Source organism: Comamonas sp. (assembly GCF_036666375.1).
In the GTDB taxonomy this organism is placed as follows: domain Bacteria; phylum Pseudomonadota; class Gammaproteobacteria; order Burkholderiales; family Burkholderiaceae_C; genus Comamonas.
In genome coordinates this window covers 32,196-47,324 of the sequence record NZ_JAVWWA010000023.1, presented here as the reverse complement: position 1 = coordinate 47,324, position 15,129 = coordinate 32,196, and the positions used below count along the sequence as shown (strand labels likewise).

The following is a 15,129-nucleotide window of genomic DNA, read 5'->3' as shown; positions in this document are numbered from 1 at the left end:
AACGGGGCTGGGGCTCAGGACGAACGGGGCTGGGGCTCAGGACGAACGGGGCTGAGGCTCAGGACGAACGGTTTTTCTCACCCCCGATTTTTTAGACAGTCAGTGCATTCCATAACTACCAGGAGACAGACATGAACGCTTTCCCTTCGATTCCCCGGATGTCCGCGCTGGCCCTGCTCGCCGGCAGCGCCTTGCTTGCCGCGCTGCCCGCGCAGGCGCAGATCAGCGATGACGTGGTGCGCATAGGCGTGATGGCCGACCAGACCGGCACCTATTCGGGCAATGGCGGGCCGGGCTCGTCGCTGGCGGTGCGCATGGCGGTGGAGGACTTCGGCGGCAAGGTGCTGGGCAAGCCGATCGAAGTCACCGTGGCCGACGACCAGAACAAGCCCAATGTGGGCATCAACATGGCGCGCCAATGGATAGAGAACGAGAAGTTCGACACCATCGTCGGCGGCTCGGCGTCGTCGATTGCCTTCGGCGTGTCGAGCATGATGAAGGAGAAGAAAAAGCCGTATCTCGTGGCCGGCACGGTCTCTTCCGACCTCACGGGCAAGATGTGCTCGCCCATGACCGTGCAGTTCATTGTCGACACCTACCAGCTGGCCAACGCGGGCGTGACGGCGCTGCTCAAGCAGGGCGTCAAATCGTTCTTCTTCATCACCGTCGACTACGCGTTCGGCGCCGCGATGCAGGCCGATGCGACCAAGTTCATCGAGGCCGGCGGCGGCAAGGTCGTGGGCTCGGTGCGCCATCCGCTGGGCGCGTCCGACTATTCGTCGTATCTGCTGCAGGCCCAGGCCAGCAAGGCCCAGGCCATCGTCGTGCTCAACGCCGGCCTCGATCTGACCAATGCCTTGAAGCAGGCCGCCGAGTACAAGCTCGCGCGCAACGGCCAGAAGGTCGGCGTGTTCGGCATGACCATCAACAGCGTCTCGGCCATGGGCCTGGACGTGGCCCAGGGCCTGCAGATCACCGCGCCGTTCTACTGGGACCGCAACGACGAATCGCGTGCCTGGGCCAAGCGCTTCATGGAAAAGAACAAGGGCGTGGTGCCGACCTATATCCACGCCGGTGCCTACAGCGCCGCAATGCACTACCTCAAGGCGGTGCAGGCCGCGGGAACGGACGAAGGCGTGGCGGTGATGGCCAAGATGAAGGCCACGCCGGTCAACGACTTCTCGATGAAGAACGCCATGATCCGCGAGGACGGCCAGCTGATCCGTCCGACCTATGCGATCCAGGTCAAGACCCCGGCCGAATCCAAGGGCAAGAACGACCTCTACAAGATCGGCGAAGAAATCCCGGGCGAGTCGGTGTTCCGTCCGCTGGCCGATGGCGGCTGCGACTTCGTGAAGAAGTAAGCGTAGGTGCCCCGGCCTGCGCGCCGGGGCTGCGGTTTCCCGTTTGTCAGGCGCATTGCGCCATCGCTTGCCCAGGTTTTGCCATGACCCGTATTGAAATCGTCACCACCACGCGCGACCAGCTGGGCGAATGTCCGCTGTGGGATGAGCGCAGCCAGTCGCTCTACTGGATAGATTCGCATGCGCAGCTGGTGCGCCGTCTTGTGCCCGCCAGCGGCGATTACCGCGAGTGGCATCTGCCCACGGCCATAGGCTCGATTGCGCTGTGCGACAGCGGCCGGCTGCTGGTCGCGCTGGCCCATGGTTTCAGCTATCTCGATCTGGCATCGGGTGAAGTCACGCCGCTGGCTGCGGTCACGCATGTTGCCGAGCGCATACGCCTGAACGACGGCCGCTGCGACCGCGCGGGCCGCTTTGTCTGCGGCTCGCTGGTGATGGGCCGCAACGAGCCGCTGGCCGCGCTCTACCAGGTCGATGCGCGCGGCCGCGTGCAGCAGCTGGACCAAGGCTTCGCCATTTCCAACGCCATCTGCTTCAGTCCCGACGGCCAGTGGCTTTATTACACCGACAGCCGCACACGCAAGATCCTGCGCTACCCCTACGACAGCGCGCGCGGCCGCGCCGGCCAGCCCACGGTCTGGGTCGATACCGCGCAGCTCAACTCCGCGGCCGATGGCGCGACCGTCGACAGCGAAGGCGGCCTGTGGACCGCGCTGGTCGAGACCGGCCAGATGGCGCGCTTTATGCCCGACGGCAGCCTCGACAGCCTGATCGACATGCCCGTGCGCCATGTGACCTGCCCCTGTTTCGGCGGCCCCGATCTCGACGTGCTCTACGTCACCAGCATCAGCAACAGCGGCAACGCGCTCAAGGACGAGCACCCCGACGCGGGTGCGCTGTTCGCCGTGCACGGCACGGGAGTGCGCGGACTGCGCGAAGTGCGTTTTGCCGACCAGCCTTGAACGAATCAACGAAAACCAGGAGACCAGAATGAACAACAAGCTCGAAGGCAAAGTGGCCTTGATCACCGGCGGCGCGCGCGGCATAGGCCGGGCAATTGCCGATGCCATGGCCCAGGCCGGCGCCGTAGTCGGCGTGCTCGATCTGCGCGAAGACCTGGCCCAGGCCGCGGCCGAGGAAATCCGCGCCCAGGGCGGCCAGGCGATGGCGTTCGGCGGCAACGTCGCCGAACGCGAGACCTTCGTCAACGCGGTGCAGGGCATGAAGCAGGCGCATGGCCGCTTCGACATCCTGGTCAACAACGCGATCTGGGTGCGCTATGGCGCGATCTCGGCGATCACGCCCGAGATGCTCACGCGCATGGTGGGCACGGGCTTCAACTCCGTGGTCTGGGGCATTCAGGTGGGTTCGGAGGCCATGACCGAAGGTGGCAGCATCATCAACATCGCTTCGGCGGCGGCTTTCCTGGGCGTGCCCGAAGCCATGGTCTACGGCGGCGTCAAGGCCGGCGTGCTGGGCCTGACGCGCTCCTCGGCCGTGGACCTGGGGCCGCGCGGCATACGCGTCAACGCGGTCTGCCCGGGCTCGGTGCCCACCGAAGGCATGAAGGGCAATGTGGACCCCGACAAGATCGCGGTGCGCATCGCGCGCACGCCGCTGCGCCGCCTGGGCGAAGTCGAGGACATCGCCAACGCGGCGATGTTCCTGGCCTCGGCGGACAGCAGCTGGGTCACGGGCACCTCCATCCTGGTCGATGGCGGCGTGACCCACGCCATGATCTGAAGGCGCTGGCATGCAAGTCCCCCCCGATCCCTACATCCTGCAGGCCACGGGCCTGAGCAAGCAGTTCCGCGGCTTCTATGCGGTCAAGGACGTGAACCTGCGCGTGCGCCGCCACAGCGTGCACGCGCTGATAGGCCCCAATGGCGCGGGCAAGACCACCTGCTTCAATCTGCTGAGCACTTTCCTGCGCTCGACCACGGGCACGATCAAATTCAACGGCAAGGACATTTCCGCCAGCGACCCGGCGACCGTGTCGTCCATGGGCCTGGTGCGTTCGTTCCAGATCTCGGCGGTGTTCGGCCAGATGACGGTGCTGGAGAACGTGCGCGTGGCCTTGCAGCAAAAGGCCGGCATGACCTGGGCGTTCTGGCGCCGCGACAGCGCGCTGCAGGTGCTGGACGCGCGCGCGCTGGAACTCATAGAAATGGTGGGCCTCACGCGCTGGCTGCATACGCCGGCCGTGGAGCTGCCCTACGGCCGCAAGCGCGTGCTCGAGCTGGCGACGACCATTGCGCTCGAGCCCGAGATGATTCTGCTCGACGAGCCCATGGCCGGCCTGGGCCACGAGGACATTGGCCCGGTGATGGAGATCATCCGCAACGTGGCCAAGGGAAGGACCATTCTGATGGTCGAGCACAACATGAAGGTCATTGCCGAGCTGTGCGACCGCGTCACCGTGCTGCAGTCGGGCCAGATCCTGGCCGAAGGCAGCTATGACGAAGTCTCGCGCGACCCGGCGGTGATCGAAGCCTATGTGGGAGGCGCGAATGACTGAAGCCAACAACGCTGCCTTGTGCCTATCGGTCAAGGGCCTGGTCGGCCACTATGGCGAGAACCTGGCGCTGCACGGCATGGACCTCGAAGTGCGCCAGGGCGAAGTGGTCTGCCTGCTGGGCCGCAACGGCGCGGGCAAGACCACCACGCTGCGCGCGGTCGTGGGACTGCTGGAAAAGCGCCGCGGCAGCATAGAGATCAACGGCCGCGAGACCATAGCCATGCTGCCCGAGACGATAGCGAAACTCGGCGTCGCCTACTGCCCCGAGGAGCGCGGCATCTTCTCTAGTCTCAGCACGCAGGAAAACCTGCTGCTGCCGCCCGTGCTGCGCCCCGGGGGCCTGAGCGTCGACGAGATCTACACGCTGTTTCCCAATCTCAAGGAGCGCCGCCACAGCCAGGGCACCAAGCTCTCGGGCGGCGAACAGCAGATGCTGGCGATCGCGCGCATCCTGCGCACCGGCGCCAAGTTCCTGCTGCTCGACGAGTGCACCGAAGGCCTGGCGCCGGTGATCGTCTCCAAGATAGGCCAGACCATTCGCATCCTCAAGGAGCGCGGCTTCACGGTGCTGATGGTCGAGCAGAACTTCCGTTTCGCTTCAAAGATTGCGGACCGGTTCTATGTGATTGACGAAGGCGTGGTGGTCGACCATTTCCACCGCGACGACATCGCCAGGGACCTGGCACGCATCGAGGGACTGCTGGGACTATGAAGCGCACACCACACACTTTCGCGCGCTGCGGCGCGGCGCTCAACAGGAGAGTCCACCATGGATGAGATTTTCGGCATTCCCATGTCGGCCCTGGTCGGGCAACTGGTCATAGGCCTGATCAACGGTTCGTTCTACGCCTTGATGAGCCTGGGGCTGGCCATCATCTTCGGCCTGCTGCATGTGGTGAACTTTGCCCATGGCGCGCAGTACATGCTGGGCGCGTTTGTCGCCTGGGGCCTGCTCGAGTACTTCGGCATCAGCTACTGGTATGCGCTGATCATCACCCCGCTGGTGGTCGGGGGCTTCGGGCTGGTGATAGAGCGGCTGATGCTGCGCCGGCTGTACCGCGTCGACCATGTCTACGCGCTGCTGCTGACCTTCGGCCTGGCGATGCTGATGGAAGGCGCGTTCCGCTGGAAGTTCGGCGCCACCGGCCAGCCCTATCCGAACCCCATCTCGGGCGGCTTCGACATAGGCATCAGCTACATCCCGGCCTACCGCGTCTGGGTGATCGCCGCTTCGCTGGTGCTGTGCCTGGGCACCTGGCTGGTGATAGAGCGCACCAAGCTGGGCGCCTATCTGCGTGCAGCCAACGAGAACGCGGCGCTGGTGCGCACCTTCGGCATCAACGTGCCGCGCATGCTGATGCTGACCTACGGCCTGGGCGTGGGCCTGGCGGGCCTGAGCGGCGCCATGGCCGCGCCCATCTACCAGGTCAATCCGCTGATGGGCAACAGCCTGATCGTGGTGGTGTTCGCGGTGGTGGTGATTGGCGGCATGGGCTCGATCATCGGCTCCATCATCACCGGCTTCGGCCTGGGCGTGGTCGAGGGCCTGACCAAGCTGATCTACCCGGACGCCGCCGGCGTCGTCATCTTCATCGTGATGATCATCACGCTGGCAATCCGTCCCAACGGCCTGTTCGGCCAGGAGGCCCGATGAAATACTTCTCTCCAGCCACGCAGCGCCTGCTGCTTGCGGCCTTCGTCGCCTTGCTGCTGGTCGCGCCCTTCGTGCTCTACCCGCAGTTCCTGATCGAGATCATGTGCTTCGCGCTGCTCGCGGCCGCGCTCAATCTGCTGGTCAGCTACTGCGGCCTGCTGTCGTTCGGCCATGCGATGTTCTTCGGCGCTTCGGGCTATGTCACGGCCCAGGCCATCAAGGTCTGGGGACTGGACCCGGCGCTGGGCATTCTGTGCGGTGTGGGCGTGGCCGTGGTCATAGGCGCGCTCACCGGTGCACTCGCCATCCGCCGCCAGGGCATCTACTTCTCGATGATCACGCTGGCGTTCTCGCAGCTGATCTATTTCTTCGCGCTGCGCATGCCGTTCACCGGCGGCGAGGACGGCCTGCAGGACGTGCCGCGGCGCGCGATGTTCGGCGTCATCGACCTGGGCAACAACTACGTGATGTATTTCACGGTGTTCGCGCTCACGGCCTTCGGCTTCTTTGCGATCCACCGCATCGTCAACTCGCCGTTCGGCCAGGTGCTGCGCGCCATCCGCGACAACGAGCCGCGTGCGATTTCGCTGGGCCTGCGCGCCAATCGCTACAAGCTGCTGGTGTTCATCCTGTCGGCGTCGCTGGCCGGCCTGGCGGGCGCGATCAAGGCCGTGGCCTTCCAGGTGGTGACGCTCAACGACCTGACCTGGGTGACTTCGGGCGAGGCGCTGCTGATCTGCATCCTGGGCGGAATGCAGACCCTGCTCGGCCCGATCGCGGGGGCGGTGCTGATCGTCTCCATGTCGCACTACCTCGCCTCGTACGCGGAGTGGGTGCTGATGATCCAGGGCCTGGTGTTCGTGGTCGTCGTGCTGTCGTTCCGCAAGGGCCTGGTGGGCGAATTCTATGCCTGGCTCGAACGCCGCTCGCTGCGCGCGGCCGGTAAGGAGCTGCCATGAGCGCGACAGACCGTGATGCCGTGATGGCCGCGCTGCAGGGCGCGCGCCTGCTAGAAGGCCGGCTGGCGCTGGTCACGGGCGCCGCCAGCGGCATAGGCCAGGCGATTGCCCAGGGCCTGGCCAGCGCCGGCGCCGGCGTGATCGTCACCGACATCAGTGCCGAGCGCTGCGCCGAGACGCTGGCGCTGGTTCGCGCGGCGGGCGGCCAGGCCTGGGGCTTTGCGCTCGATGTGACCGATGCCGACGCCGCGGCGGCGCTGGCCCGGGCCGTGGGCGACGAAATCGGCGCCGTCGATATCGTCGTCAACAACGCCGGCGTGATACTGCGCGAAGGCATAGACAGCCCGCAGGCGCACGCCAATATACGGCGCGTGGTCGATGTCAACCTGCTAGGCACGTTCAACGTGATCCACGCCTGGCTGCCGGCCTTGCGCGCCACGCGCGGCTGCATCATCAACATCGCTTCGGGCGCGGCTTTCATTGCCCAGGCCGGGGCGCTGGGCTACTCGGCGTCCAAGGGCGCGGTGAAGATGCTCACGCAATCGATGGCCGCCGATCTCGGGCCTGACGGCATTCGCGTCAATGCGCTCGCGCCCGGAGTGATCGAGACGCCGATGACCGATGTGACCCGCGCCAACCCCGAGCGCCTGGCGCGCTTCATGGCGCGCATTCCCTCGGGCCGCGTGGGCCAGCCGCAGGAACTCGCGGGCGCGGCGGTGTTTCTGGCCTCGCCGCTGGCTTCCTATGTCAATGGCGTGACGCTGCCCGTGGATGGCGGCACGCTGGCGGTTTAACGGCCTTTCGATCCTTCGACAAGCTCAGGATGAGCGCAGTGTTTTCGGCCGTTCACCCTGAGCTTGTCGAAGGGTGTCCTCAGGCCAAGTTTTTTGAAAATAGCAGGAGACAACAATGCAAACCAACCACCCAACATCCGTACGCCGCCTCGACGTAGTCATCGTCGGCGGCGGCTTTGGCGGCATGTACGCCACCTACAAGTTCCGTGAAATGGGCTTGCGCATCCAGAGCTTCGAGGCCGGCGGCGACCTGGGCGGCGTCTGGTACTGGAACCGCTACCCGGGCGCGCGCGTCGATCTGCCCAGCATCGACTACAGCTTCTCGTTCTCGCCCGAGGTCGAGCAGGAATGGACCTGGTCCGAGCAGTTCGCGGCCCAGCCAGAGCTGCTCGCCTATATCAACTTCGTCGCCCAGCGGCTGGACCTCAAGAAGCATTTCCAGTTCAACACCCGCGTCACCAGCGCCGTCTGGGACGAGGAACGCAAGCTCTGGACGGTGAAGACCGACAAGGGCGAGACGCTGGAAGCGACCTATTGCATCATGGCCACGGGCCCGCTGTCCGTGCCCAAGGACCCGGAAATTCCCGGCATAGAACGCTTCAAGGGACGGCTGCTGCGCGCCGCGCGCTGGCCGCACGAACCCATCAGCTTTGCCGGCCAGCGCGTGGGCGTGATAGGCACGGGCTCGACCGGCATTCAGATCGTGCAGGAAGTCGGCAAGGAGGCCGGCGAGCTGTTTGTCTACCAGCGCACTCCCAGCTTCACCATGCCCATGCGCAACGAGGACCTGGCGCCCGAGTACGTGGCCGAAGTCAAGCGCCACTACGCGGGCATTCGCGAATCGGCGCGCAACAGCGCCGTGGGCGGCGTGCGGCCGCAATCGACGCGGGCTTTCTTCAGCGTCACGCCCAATCAGCGCCGCCAGCTGCTGGAGGACGCCTGGAAGAACGGCGGCCTGGCAATGCTGGGCACCTTCTCCGATCTGATGAGCAACGCCGAGGCCAACGAGCATGTCGCGGAGTTCGTGCGCGGCAAGATCAGCGAGGTGGTGCAAGACCCGGCGACGGCCGAGGCGCTCAAGCCGCGCGACTACCCGATCTTCGCGCGCCGGCCCTGCCTGGACAGCAGCTACTACGAGACCTACAACCGCCCCAACGTGCACCTGGTCGACTGCCTCAAGGACCCGATTGTCGAGATCACCGAGAAGGGCGTGCGCACGCAATCGGGCGAGATCGAGCTCGACGTGCTGATCTTCGCCACGGGCTACGACGGCCTCACGGGCGCGCTGCTGGCCTTCGACGTGGTGGGCAAGGACGGGCGCAAGGTCAACGACAAGTGGAAGGACGGCGCGCGCTCCTATCTGGGCCTGATGATGGAAGGCTTCCCGAATCTGTTCATGACCACCGGCCCCAACGGCCCGGCGGCGCTGGCCAACATCATCCGCATCAGCGAACACGATGTCGACTGGATTGCCGCGGCCATGGTGCATATGGAGAAAGAAGGCCTGGCCAGCATAGAGCCCACGGCCGAGGCCGAGCAGGGCTGGATGGACCTGGTGTATGAGCTGTCGCAGCGCACGCTGCTGACCAAGGCCAAGACCTGGTATGTGGGCGCCAACGTCAAGGACAAGCCGCTGGGCCTGACGCTGTTCACCGGCGGCTTCATGAAATACCGCGAACTCACGGGCGCGGCGGTGCGCGACGGCTACCGCGGCTTTGCGTTCGAACATCTGCGGGAGTCGGCCGAGGCCTGACCCCTGTGGCAGGGAGGCGGCCTTCACGGGTTGCCGTTTGATGCGGGGCTGGGTGACCAGTCCCGCTTTTTTAGCGGCTAAAAACAAATGACGCTCAGAGAAGCGCGTGCAGCACGCCCCGAAACGCCCTTCGACGGGCTCAGGGCGAACGGAGTTGGGAGATCTGGAGCATGAAGCGCTGCACTGGCTAAACCCGTTCGTGGTGAGCCCGTCGAACCATGAACGGCCTGCCCTCAAGATAGAGGGGCGTGAAGCCGTCTATTTCGCGAACGGCGCCTCGCGCAGCAACTGGTACCAGGCATCATCGGGCTTCATCGCCCCCTGCGGCGCGCGCACGCCAAAGCGCGTGGCCTCGTCGCCTTCGGGCGCGGGCGCCTCCTTCATCCAGTCATAGATGACGGTGCGCGCGGCGACGCGCCATTCTTCGCCGCGCTTCTCGAAACGGTCGGCGTAGCGGCCGCACAGAAAGGTCTCGCGCAGCCGGCCGGTTGCCGGGTCGGTGTCGTACTGGAAGGCCTGGAAGTAGCTTTCGACGGCCGCATGCCGGCCTTCGAGCACGATGGAGATATTGCTGACCTGGTGGATCATGCGCAGCCCGCTGCTGCGAGACTTGAGCGCCTTTTCAATGAAGCCGCTGGCGCTGCCGTTGTAGGCACCATGCTGGTCCGTGCCGTCCTCCCAATAGGCCGAGCGCAGCGCGGCTTCGTCGCCGCGGTCTATGCCGCGGCAGTAGGCGTACATCACTTCGCGAATGGCTTCGCGGTCGAGCAGGGCTTGCAGTTTTTCTTCGAGGTGGGGGGTCATGTCTGGTCTCCGGGAATCAGCGCAGTGTAATCACCGCATCCAGGCAGACCGCGCCTTTTTCGCGCACCACCAGCGGATTGACATCGATGCTTTCGAGCACATCGGCGTGCGCCTGGCCAAACGCCGACAGCTTGCAGATCGCGTCGACCAGCGCCTGCTCGTCGTACTGCGGGCCGCCGCGCCACTGGCGCAGCAGGCGCGACGACTGCACGGCATCGATCAGTTCGCGCGCGCGCGCTGCGCTCACCGGCGCCGAGGCAAAGGCCACGTCCTTGAACAGCTCCACGGCCGTGCCGCCCGAGCCGAACATCACCATGGGCCCGAACGTCGGGTCCATGTGTATGCCCATGATGGTTTCCACGCCGCCCTTGAGCATGGGGGTGATCAGCACGCCATCGATGCGCGCCTCGGGCGCGGCGGCCTTGGCGCGGCGCAGCAGTTCGCCGTAGGCCTGGCGCACGGCTTCGGCGTCCTGCAGGTTGAGCATCACGCCGCCGATCTCGGTCTTGTGCGCGATGTCGGGCGAGGAGATCTTGGCAACGATGGGAAAGCCGAATTCCATGGCCGTGGCCGCGGCGTCTTCGGCACTGCCGCAGACCTTTTCGGGCAGCATGGGCAGGCCGGCTGCGGCCAGCACCTTCTTGGCCGCGGCCTCGGTGGAGACATCGCCCAGGGGCTGCGCCGAACGCCCGGCCGACGAGGGCGAGTACAGCGCCTGGTGGCGGCGCGCGAGCTGGCGCGCGCCGGCCAGGGCCAGCACCGCGCGCGAAGGGTCGGCAAACGTCGGGATGCCATGCGCGTCCAGCGCGGCCGCGACTTCCGTGGTCGCCAGCATCACCATCACGATGGCGCGCTCGGGGAACTTCTTCTTGAGCGCAATCAGCTCATCGCTGGTCGACTGGAAGCGGCTGGGCGACAGGCCGACATGGGCCAGATAGGCGAACACCGTGCCGTACGACGAATGGGTCAGCAGCGCGTCCAGCGTGCGCGTCACGCCGCTGGCCACGGCCGTGACCTGGGCCGTGGTGTCCAGCGGGTTGGCGGCAACGGCAAACGGCAGCACCTCTCGCACCGCCGCGCTTGCGGCTGGCGACAGCGGCGGCAGCGCCAGGCCATGGTCGCTCGCATGGTCGGCCATCAGAATGCCAATGCCGCCCGAGCCGGTGAGAATCGCGACTTCGGAATTGCCGGGCAGCTGGCCCGTCACGGCGCAGACATAGGCGATGTCGAGCATCTCCTCGATGGACTGCGGGCGGTAGGCGCCGCACTCGGCAAACACCGTGTCGTAGACCGTGTCGTTGCCCGCGAGCGAGCCGGTATGCGTGGCCGCGGCCGAGGCGCCGACCTCGGTGCGCCCGGCCTTCATGATCAGCACCGGCTTGCCGGCCTTGGCGGCCTTGAGCAGCGCCTGGCGCAGGCGATTGCCGTCCTTGCAGGATTCCACTGCGGCGCAGATGACGCGCGTTTCGGCGTCGTCGGCAAGGTAGTCGATGCATTCGGCCACATCGACATCGGCCTCGTTGCCGGTGGCAATGATCTTGGAGAAACCCAGGCCGCGCAGCGAGGCCATGCCGTAGGTGGCCGAGCCGAAGGCGCCGCTTTGCGTGGCCAGCGCGATATGGCCCTTGACCGGGCGCAGGCCGTTGAGCGCCGTCGAGAAGGTGGCCGAATACCGGTTGGACAGGTTGAGCAGGCCCAGCGAGTTCGGGCCCAGCATGCGCACGCCGGCGGCGCGGCAGATGTCGACCAGCTTTTGCTGCAGCGCCTTGCCGGCCTCGTCGATCTCGGCAAAGCCCGCGGTGAGGATCTGCACCGATTTCACGCCCTTGGCCACGGCTTCGCGCAGCGCGGTCTCGACGCCGGCCGCGGGAATGATGATCACCGCCTGGTCGACCGGGCCGGGCACGTCGCTGATGCTCTTGTACGCCTGCAGGCCCTGGACCAGGGGCTCGCCCTTGTTGATCGGGTAGATAGCGCCCTGGTAGCCGCCTTCGCGCATGAAGCGCAGCACGCGTCCGCCAATGCGCTCCGGGTCGGAGGAGGCGCCGATCAGCGCCACCGATTCGGGAAAGAAAAGAGAGTGGATGGTTTGCATGGGGAAGGCTTTGCGGGTGGAAGTCATGCTCGTTGGCGTGCGGTGCGTTCAATCCGTTCACCCTGAGCTTGTCGAAGGGTGCGGGCTTCGACAGGCTCAGCCCGAACGGTTTTGTAGGTTCGCGGACGACAGGTCTCAGGCAGCCAATGCGGCGACATCGTTGGACATCTGCGCCGACAGCGCATCCAGATAATGGAAGCGGTCGCCGTATTGCAGATTGCACATCAAGGTGTGCATGGCCAGGCGCGCGGCCGGCATTTCTGTGGTCATGCCCATGCCGCCGTGCAGCTGGATCGCCGACTCTGCCACAGTCCGGCCGACGCTGGCCAGATACAGCTTGGTCAGCGCCGCGTCGCGCGGATTCGCCGCAGCGTCGGCCGACAGCGCCTCGGTCACGTCCTTGACCAGGCCGCGCGCGCTTTCGTAGGCCACGTACATCTCGACCAGCCGGTGGCGCAGCGCCTGGAAGGTCGACAGCTGCACGCCGAACTGGCTGCGCGTGCTGAGGTATTCGATCGTCTGCTCGACCAGCGCGCCGAGCGCGCCCACGGTCTGCACGCAGGTCATCACGGCTCCGGTGTCGCCGGCGGCCTTCACGGCGGCCGCGACGGCCTCGCCTTGCAGCAGCACCTGGCTGGCATCGACGCGCACGCCATCGAGCGTGAAGTCGGCCGTGCGCCGGCCGTCCAGCCCCTTGTAATAGCGCGCCTCGGGCAGGGCATCGGTCTCGATCAGCACCAGCTGCGTCGCGGTATTGAACAGCAGATGGCTGGCATCGGCGCTCAGGTCGGCGCCCTTGAGCACGCCTTGCAGGCGCAGCCCGCCGTTGCCGTCGGGCGTGGCCTGGACATCGCTGCCCAGCACCGGGCAGACCGAGGCTTGACCCGCCGACAGCTGCGCGAGCAGCGCGCGCGCCGTATCGGATGCCGCCGCCGCGGCCAGCAGCATGGGTGCAACCACGCAGCGCGCGATCAGCGGCAGCGCCAGCGCGTGGCGCCCGGAGGCCTCGGCAATCGCCGAGAATTCGGCCAGCGTCGCGCCCACGCCGCCCTGGTCTTCAGCGACCAGCACGCCTTGCCAGCCAAGTTCGAGAATCTGGCGCCAGTCGGCAGCGCCCGCGCCGGCCATGCGGTCGCTGGAGTCGTACAGATCGCCGGGAAACATCGGGGTCACATGGAAAGTCATCTCAGGCTCCAAACAGGTCGCGGGCAATCACGTTCTTCTGCACTTCGCTGGTGCCGCCGGCAATCGTGCGCGAACGGTAGAACAAATAGGTATGGGTCAGCTGGCGTTCGATGTCCAGGTCGTCGCTGCCATCGGGCGCCTCGACTTCTGGCACCAGCCGCGCCGCGTATTCGGGGCCGGCGATGTCAAAGGCAATGCCGACGATCTGCTGCGACAGCTCCGAAGTGTGGAGCTTGAGCGCCGAGGATTTGGACGAGGCCAGCGTGCCCTGCATCTCTTCCTGGATGGCGCTGAGCAGCATCTGGCGCGCGCCCTTGGTCGAAGCCTGGGCCAGGAACAGCCGCTCCTGCAGCGCATGGATGCTGGGCAGGCCGGGGTGGGACTGCATTTTCTGCGCCAGCAGTTCGGCGACCTGCTCGAGCTGGCGCGCCAGGCGCGGCACGGTGGCCGGCGACAGGCGCTCGCGGTCCAGCAGGAACTTGGCGCATTTCCAGCCTTCGCCTTCGACGCCCACGAGGTTCTTCACCGGCACGCGCACGTCGTTGAGGAAGACCTCGTTGACATGGTGCCACTGGTCTATGGTGTGTATCGGCCGCACTTCGATGCCGGGCGTGTCCAGCGGCACCAGCAGCAGCGAGATGCCGGCCTGCTTGCGGCCTTCGTTCGAGGTGCGCACCAGCGTGTACATCATGTCGGCTTCCTGGGCGTGCGAGGTCCAGATCTTCTGGCCGTTGAGCACATAGTCGTCGCCGTCGCGCACCGCCGTGGTCTTGAGCGAGGCCAGGTCGGAGCCCGCACCGGGCTCCGAGTAGCCCTGGCACCAGTGCTCGCTGCCGTCGAGAATGCGCGGCAGGAAGCGGTCCTTGATCTCGTCGCTGCCGAAATGCATGATCACCGGCCCGATATGGCCTATGCCGTGGTGGTAGGCCGGCGGGCAGTCGGCCTGGGCCGTGACTTCCTCGAACAGGTAGCGCTGCTGCAGGTCCCAGCCCGTGCCGCCGTATTCGACGGGCCAGTTGGGCGCGCCCCAGCCGCGCGCATGCAGTGCCTTCTGCCAGGCGCTGTATTCGGCGCGCGACATCTTCTGGTTGCTGCGCACTTTCTCCTTGAGCGCGGCGAGTTCGGGCTGCTGCGTGAATTCCAGCAGTTCCTCGCGGAATGCGGCATAGGGGTCGACGGCGGAAAGAGTAGGGTTCTGTGTCATGGAGGCAAGAGAAAGAGAGTTCCGGTCAGTGGTAGCTGCGTCCGCCGTCGACCGCTAGGGCGACGCCGGTGATGAACGAGGATTCGCCGCCCGTGAGGTAGAGCGCGGCGCGCGCAATCTCCACGGCTTCGGCGACGCGGCCCAGCGCATAGCGCGCGCCCACCTGGGTGCGCAGCACTTCGGGGTCGTAGCCGTTGCGCACCATGGGCGTGTCGACCGCGCCCGGGCAGATGGTGTTGACGCGTATCGGCGCCCATTCCATCGCCAGCGACTTCGACAGCGAGATCACGCCGGCCTTGGACGCCGCATACGCGCCGCGGCGCATGAACGGCTGCAGCCCCTGGCCCGAGGAGAAATTGACGATGGTGCTGTTTTGCACCGCGCGCAGATGCGGGTAGCAGGCGCGCGCCAGCAGAAAGCTGCCCGTGAGATTGACGTCGATCACGCGGCGCCAGTCTTCCAGGCGCACTTCGCTGAGCAGCTCGCCGTTGGCGATGCCCGCGGCATTGACCAGGCCGTCGATGCCGCCCAGCGCCTGGGCCGCGCTGTCTATCGCCTGGCTCACGCAGGCCTCGTTCGAGACATCGGCCTTGAGCGCAATGCCGTCACCGGGCTGGAAATACGCGTGGATGCCGGCGACGTTCTGGTCCATGGCCGCGACCTTGGCGCCTTCGGCGACAAACAGCTGCGCAATGGCCGCGCCTATGCCCGAGCCCGCGCCCGTGACGACGATGCGCCGGCCGGCCAGGCGGCCCAGCGCGGGCATGTCGGGAATGGAAGTGGTGGTGTGTGTCATGGG

General features: G+C 66.3%; 14 protein-coding genes. 9 read left to right on the top strand and 5 right to left on the bottom strand.

Annotated elements, in window-relative coordinates:
• Positions 1-131 precede the first annotated feature (131 nt).
• From RR928_RS08290 to RR928_RS08250, 9 genes are all read left to right on the top strand, one after another.
• The gene (locus tag RR928_RS08290; RefSeq protein ID WP_332536351.1) at positions 132-1,364 is read left to right on the top strand and encodes an ABC transporter substrate-binding protein; all 1,233 of its coding nucleotides are present in this window, start codon (positions 132-134) and stop codon (positions 1,362-1,364) included.
• Positions 1,365-1,447: 83 nt separating this feature from the next.
• Positions 1,448-2,326, top strand: coding sequence for an SMP-30/gluconolactonase/LRE family protein (locus RR928_RS08285; RefSeq protein WP_332536352.1), 879 nt, complete (start codon positions 1,448-1,450; stop codon positions 2,324-2,326).
• Between the two features lie 28 nt (positions 2,327-2,354).
• Positions 2,355-3,107 (top strand): SDR family NAD(P)-dependent oxidoreductase, encoded by a 753-nt coding sequence (locus RR928_RS08280; protein WP_332536353.1) that lies wholly within the window; start codon positions 2,355-2,357, stop codon positions 3,105-3,107.
• A gap of 10 nt (positions 3,108-3,117) precedes the next feature.
• Positions 3,118-3,882 carry an ABC transporter ATP-binding protein gene (locus RR928_RS08275; RefSeq protein WP_332536355.1) on the top strand — a complete coding sequence of 255 codons (765 nt, stop codon included), beginning with the start codon at positions 3,118-3,120 and terminating at the stop codon, positions 3,880-3,882.
• Positions 3,875-4,594 carry an ABC transporter ATP-binding protein gene (locus RR928_RS08270; RefSeq protein WP_332536356.1) on the top strand — a complete coding sequence of 240 codons (720 nt, stop codon included), beginning with the start codon at positions 3,875-3,877 and terminating at the stop codon, positions 4,592-4,594. Before RR928_RS08275 ends, RR928_RS08270 begins: the two co-directional genes overlap by 8 nt.
• Positions 4,595-4,651: 57 nt before the next feature.
• A complete protein-coding gene (locus tag RR928_RS08265) occupies positions 4,652-5,536 on the top strand; it encodes a branched-chain amino acid ABC transporter permease (protein ID WP_332536358.1) in 885 nt (294 codons plus the stop codon).
• Positions 5,533-6,495 carry a branched-chain amino acid ABC transporter permease gene (locus RR928_RS08260; RefSeq protein WP_332682115.1) on the top strand — a complete coding sequence of 321 codons (963 nt, stop codon included), beginning with the start codon at positions 5,533-5,535 and terminating at the stop codon, positions 6,493-6,495. Before RR928_RS08265 ends, RR928_RS08260 begins: the two co-directional genes overlap by 4 nt.
• Positions 6,492-7,289, top strand: a complete 798-nt coding sequence (locus RR928_RS08255; protein ID WP_332682113.1) for an SDR family NAD(P)-dependent oxidoreductase — start codon at positions 6,492-6,494, stop codon at positions 7,287-7,289. The genes RR928_RS08260 and RR928_RS08255 overlap by 4 nt, the downstream gene beginning before the upstream one ends.
• A gap of 115 nt (positions 7,290-7,404) precedes the next feature.
• Complete coding sequence (locus RR928_RS08250) at positions 7,405-9,042, top strand: flavin-containing monooxygenase (protein ID WP_332536363.1); 1,638 nt, start codon at positions 7,405-7,407, stop codon at positions 9,040-9,042.
• Positions 9,043-9,300: 258 nt separating this feature from the next.
• Here RR928_RS08250 and RR928_RS08245 read toward each other — a convergent pair whose 3' ends face one another.
• The 5 genes from RR928_RS08245 to RR928_RS08225 form a co-directional block, all read right to left on the bottom strand.
• Positions 9,301-9,846 carry a nuclear transport factor 2 family protein gene (locus RR928_RS08245; protein ID WP_332548180.1) on the bottom strand — a complete coding sequence of 182 codons (546 nt, stop codon included), beginning with the start codon at positions 9,844-9,846 and terminating at the stop codon, positions 9,301-9,303.
• A gap of 16 nt (positions 9,847-9,862) precedes the next feature.
• A complete protein-coding gene (locus RR928_RS08240) occupies positions 9,863-11,941 on the bottom strand; it encodes an acetate--CoA ligase family protein (protein ID WP_332682110.1) in 2,079 nt (692 codons plus the stop codon).
• Positions 11,942-12,076: 135 nt separating this feature from the next.
• Positions 12,077-13,126: an acyl-CoA dehydrogenase family protein gene (locus RR928_RS08235; protein ID WP_332682108.1), complete on the bottom strand. Its 1,050-nt coding sequence runs from the start codon at positions 13,124-13,126 to the stop codon at positions 12,077-12,079.
• A gap of 1 nt (position 13,127) precedes the next feature.
• A complete protein-coding gene (locus tag RR928_RS08230; RefSeq protein WP_332536371.1) occupies positions 13,128-14,330 on the bottom strand; it encodes an acyl-CoA dehydrogenase family protein in 1,203 nt (400 codons plus the stop codon).
• A gap of 25 nt (positions 14,331-14,355) precedes the next feature.
• Positions 14,356-15,129: SDR family NAD(P)-dependent oxidoreductase (locus tag RR928_RS08225; protein ID WP_332682106.1), on the bottom strand; the 774-nt coding region annotated here is incomplete at its 5' end.

Excerpts from the sequence above, each read along its gene's own strand:
- RR928_RS08255 (WP_332682113.1), top strand. The coding sequence starts at position 6,492 with ATGAGCGCGACAGACCGTGATGCCGTGATGGCCGCGCTGCAGGGCGCG.
- RR928_RS08260 (WP_332682115.1), top strand. The coding sequence starts at position 5,533 with ATGAAATACTTCTCTCCAGCCACGCAGCGCCTGCTGCTTGCGGCCTTC.
- RR928_RS08250 (WP_332536363.1), top strand. The coding sequence starts at position 7,405 with ATGCAAACCAACCACCCAACATCCGTACGCCGCCTCGACGTAGTCATC.
- RR928_RS08270 (WP_332536356.1), top strand. The coding sequence starts at position 3,875 with ATGACTGAAGCCAACAACGCTGCCTTGTGCCTATCGGTCAAGGGCCTG.
- RR928_RS08275 (WP_332536355.1), top strand. The coding sequence starts at position 3,118 with ATGCAAGTCCCCCCCGATCCCTACATCCTGCAGGCCACGGGCCTGAGC.
- RR928_RS08240 (WP_332682110.1), bottom strand. The coding sequence starts at position 11,941 with ATGCAAACCATCCACTCTCTTTTCTTTCCCGAATCGGTGGCGCTGATC.
- RR928_RS08280 (WP_332536353.1), top strand. The coding sequence starts at position 2,355 with ATGAACAACAAGCTCGAAGGCAAAGTGGCCTTGATCACCGGCGGCGCG.
- RR928_RS08230 (WP_332536371.1), bottom strand. The coding sequence starts at position 14,330 with ATGACACAGAACCCTACTCTTTCCGCCGTCGACCCCTATGCCGCATTC.
- RR928_RS08235 (WP_332682108.1), bottom strand. The coding sequence starts at position 13,126 with ATGACTTTCCATGTGACCCCGATGTTTCCCGGCGATCTGTACGACTCC.
- RR928_RS08245 (WP_332548180.1), bottom strand. The coding sequence starts at position 9,846 with ATGACCCCCCACCTCGAAGAAAAACTGCAAGCCCTGCTCGACCGCGAA.
- RR928_RS08285 (WP_332536352.1), top strand. The coding sequence starts at position 1,448 with ATGACCCGTATTGAAATCGTCACCACCACGCGCGACCAGCTGGGCGAA.
- RR928_RS08290 (WP_332536351.1), top strand. The coding sequence starts at position 132 with ATGAACGCTTTCCCTTCGATTCCCCGGATGTCCGCGCTGGCCCTGCTC.
- RR928_RS08265 (WP_332536358.1), top strand. The coding sequence starts at position 4,652 with ATGGATGAGATTTTCGGCATTCCCATGTCGGCCCTGGTCGGGCAACTG.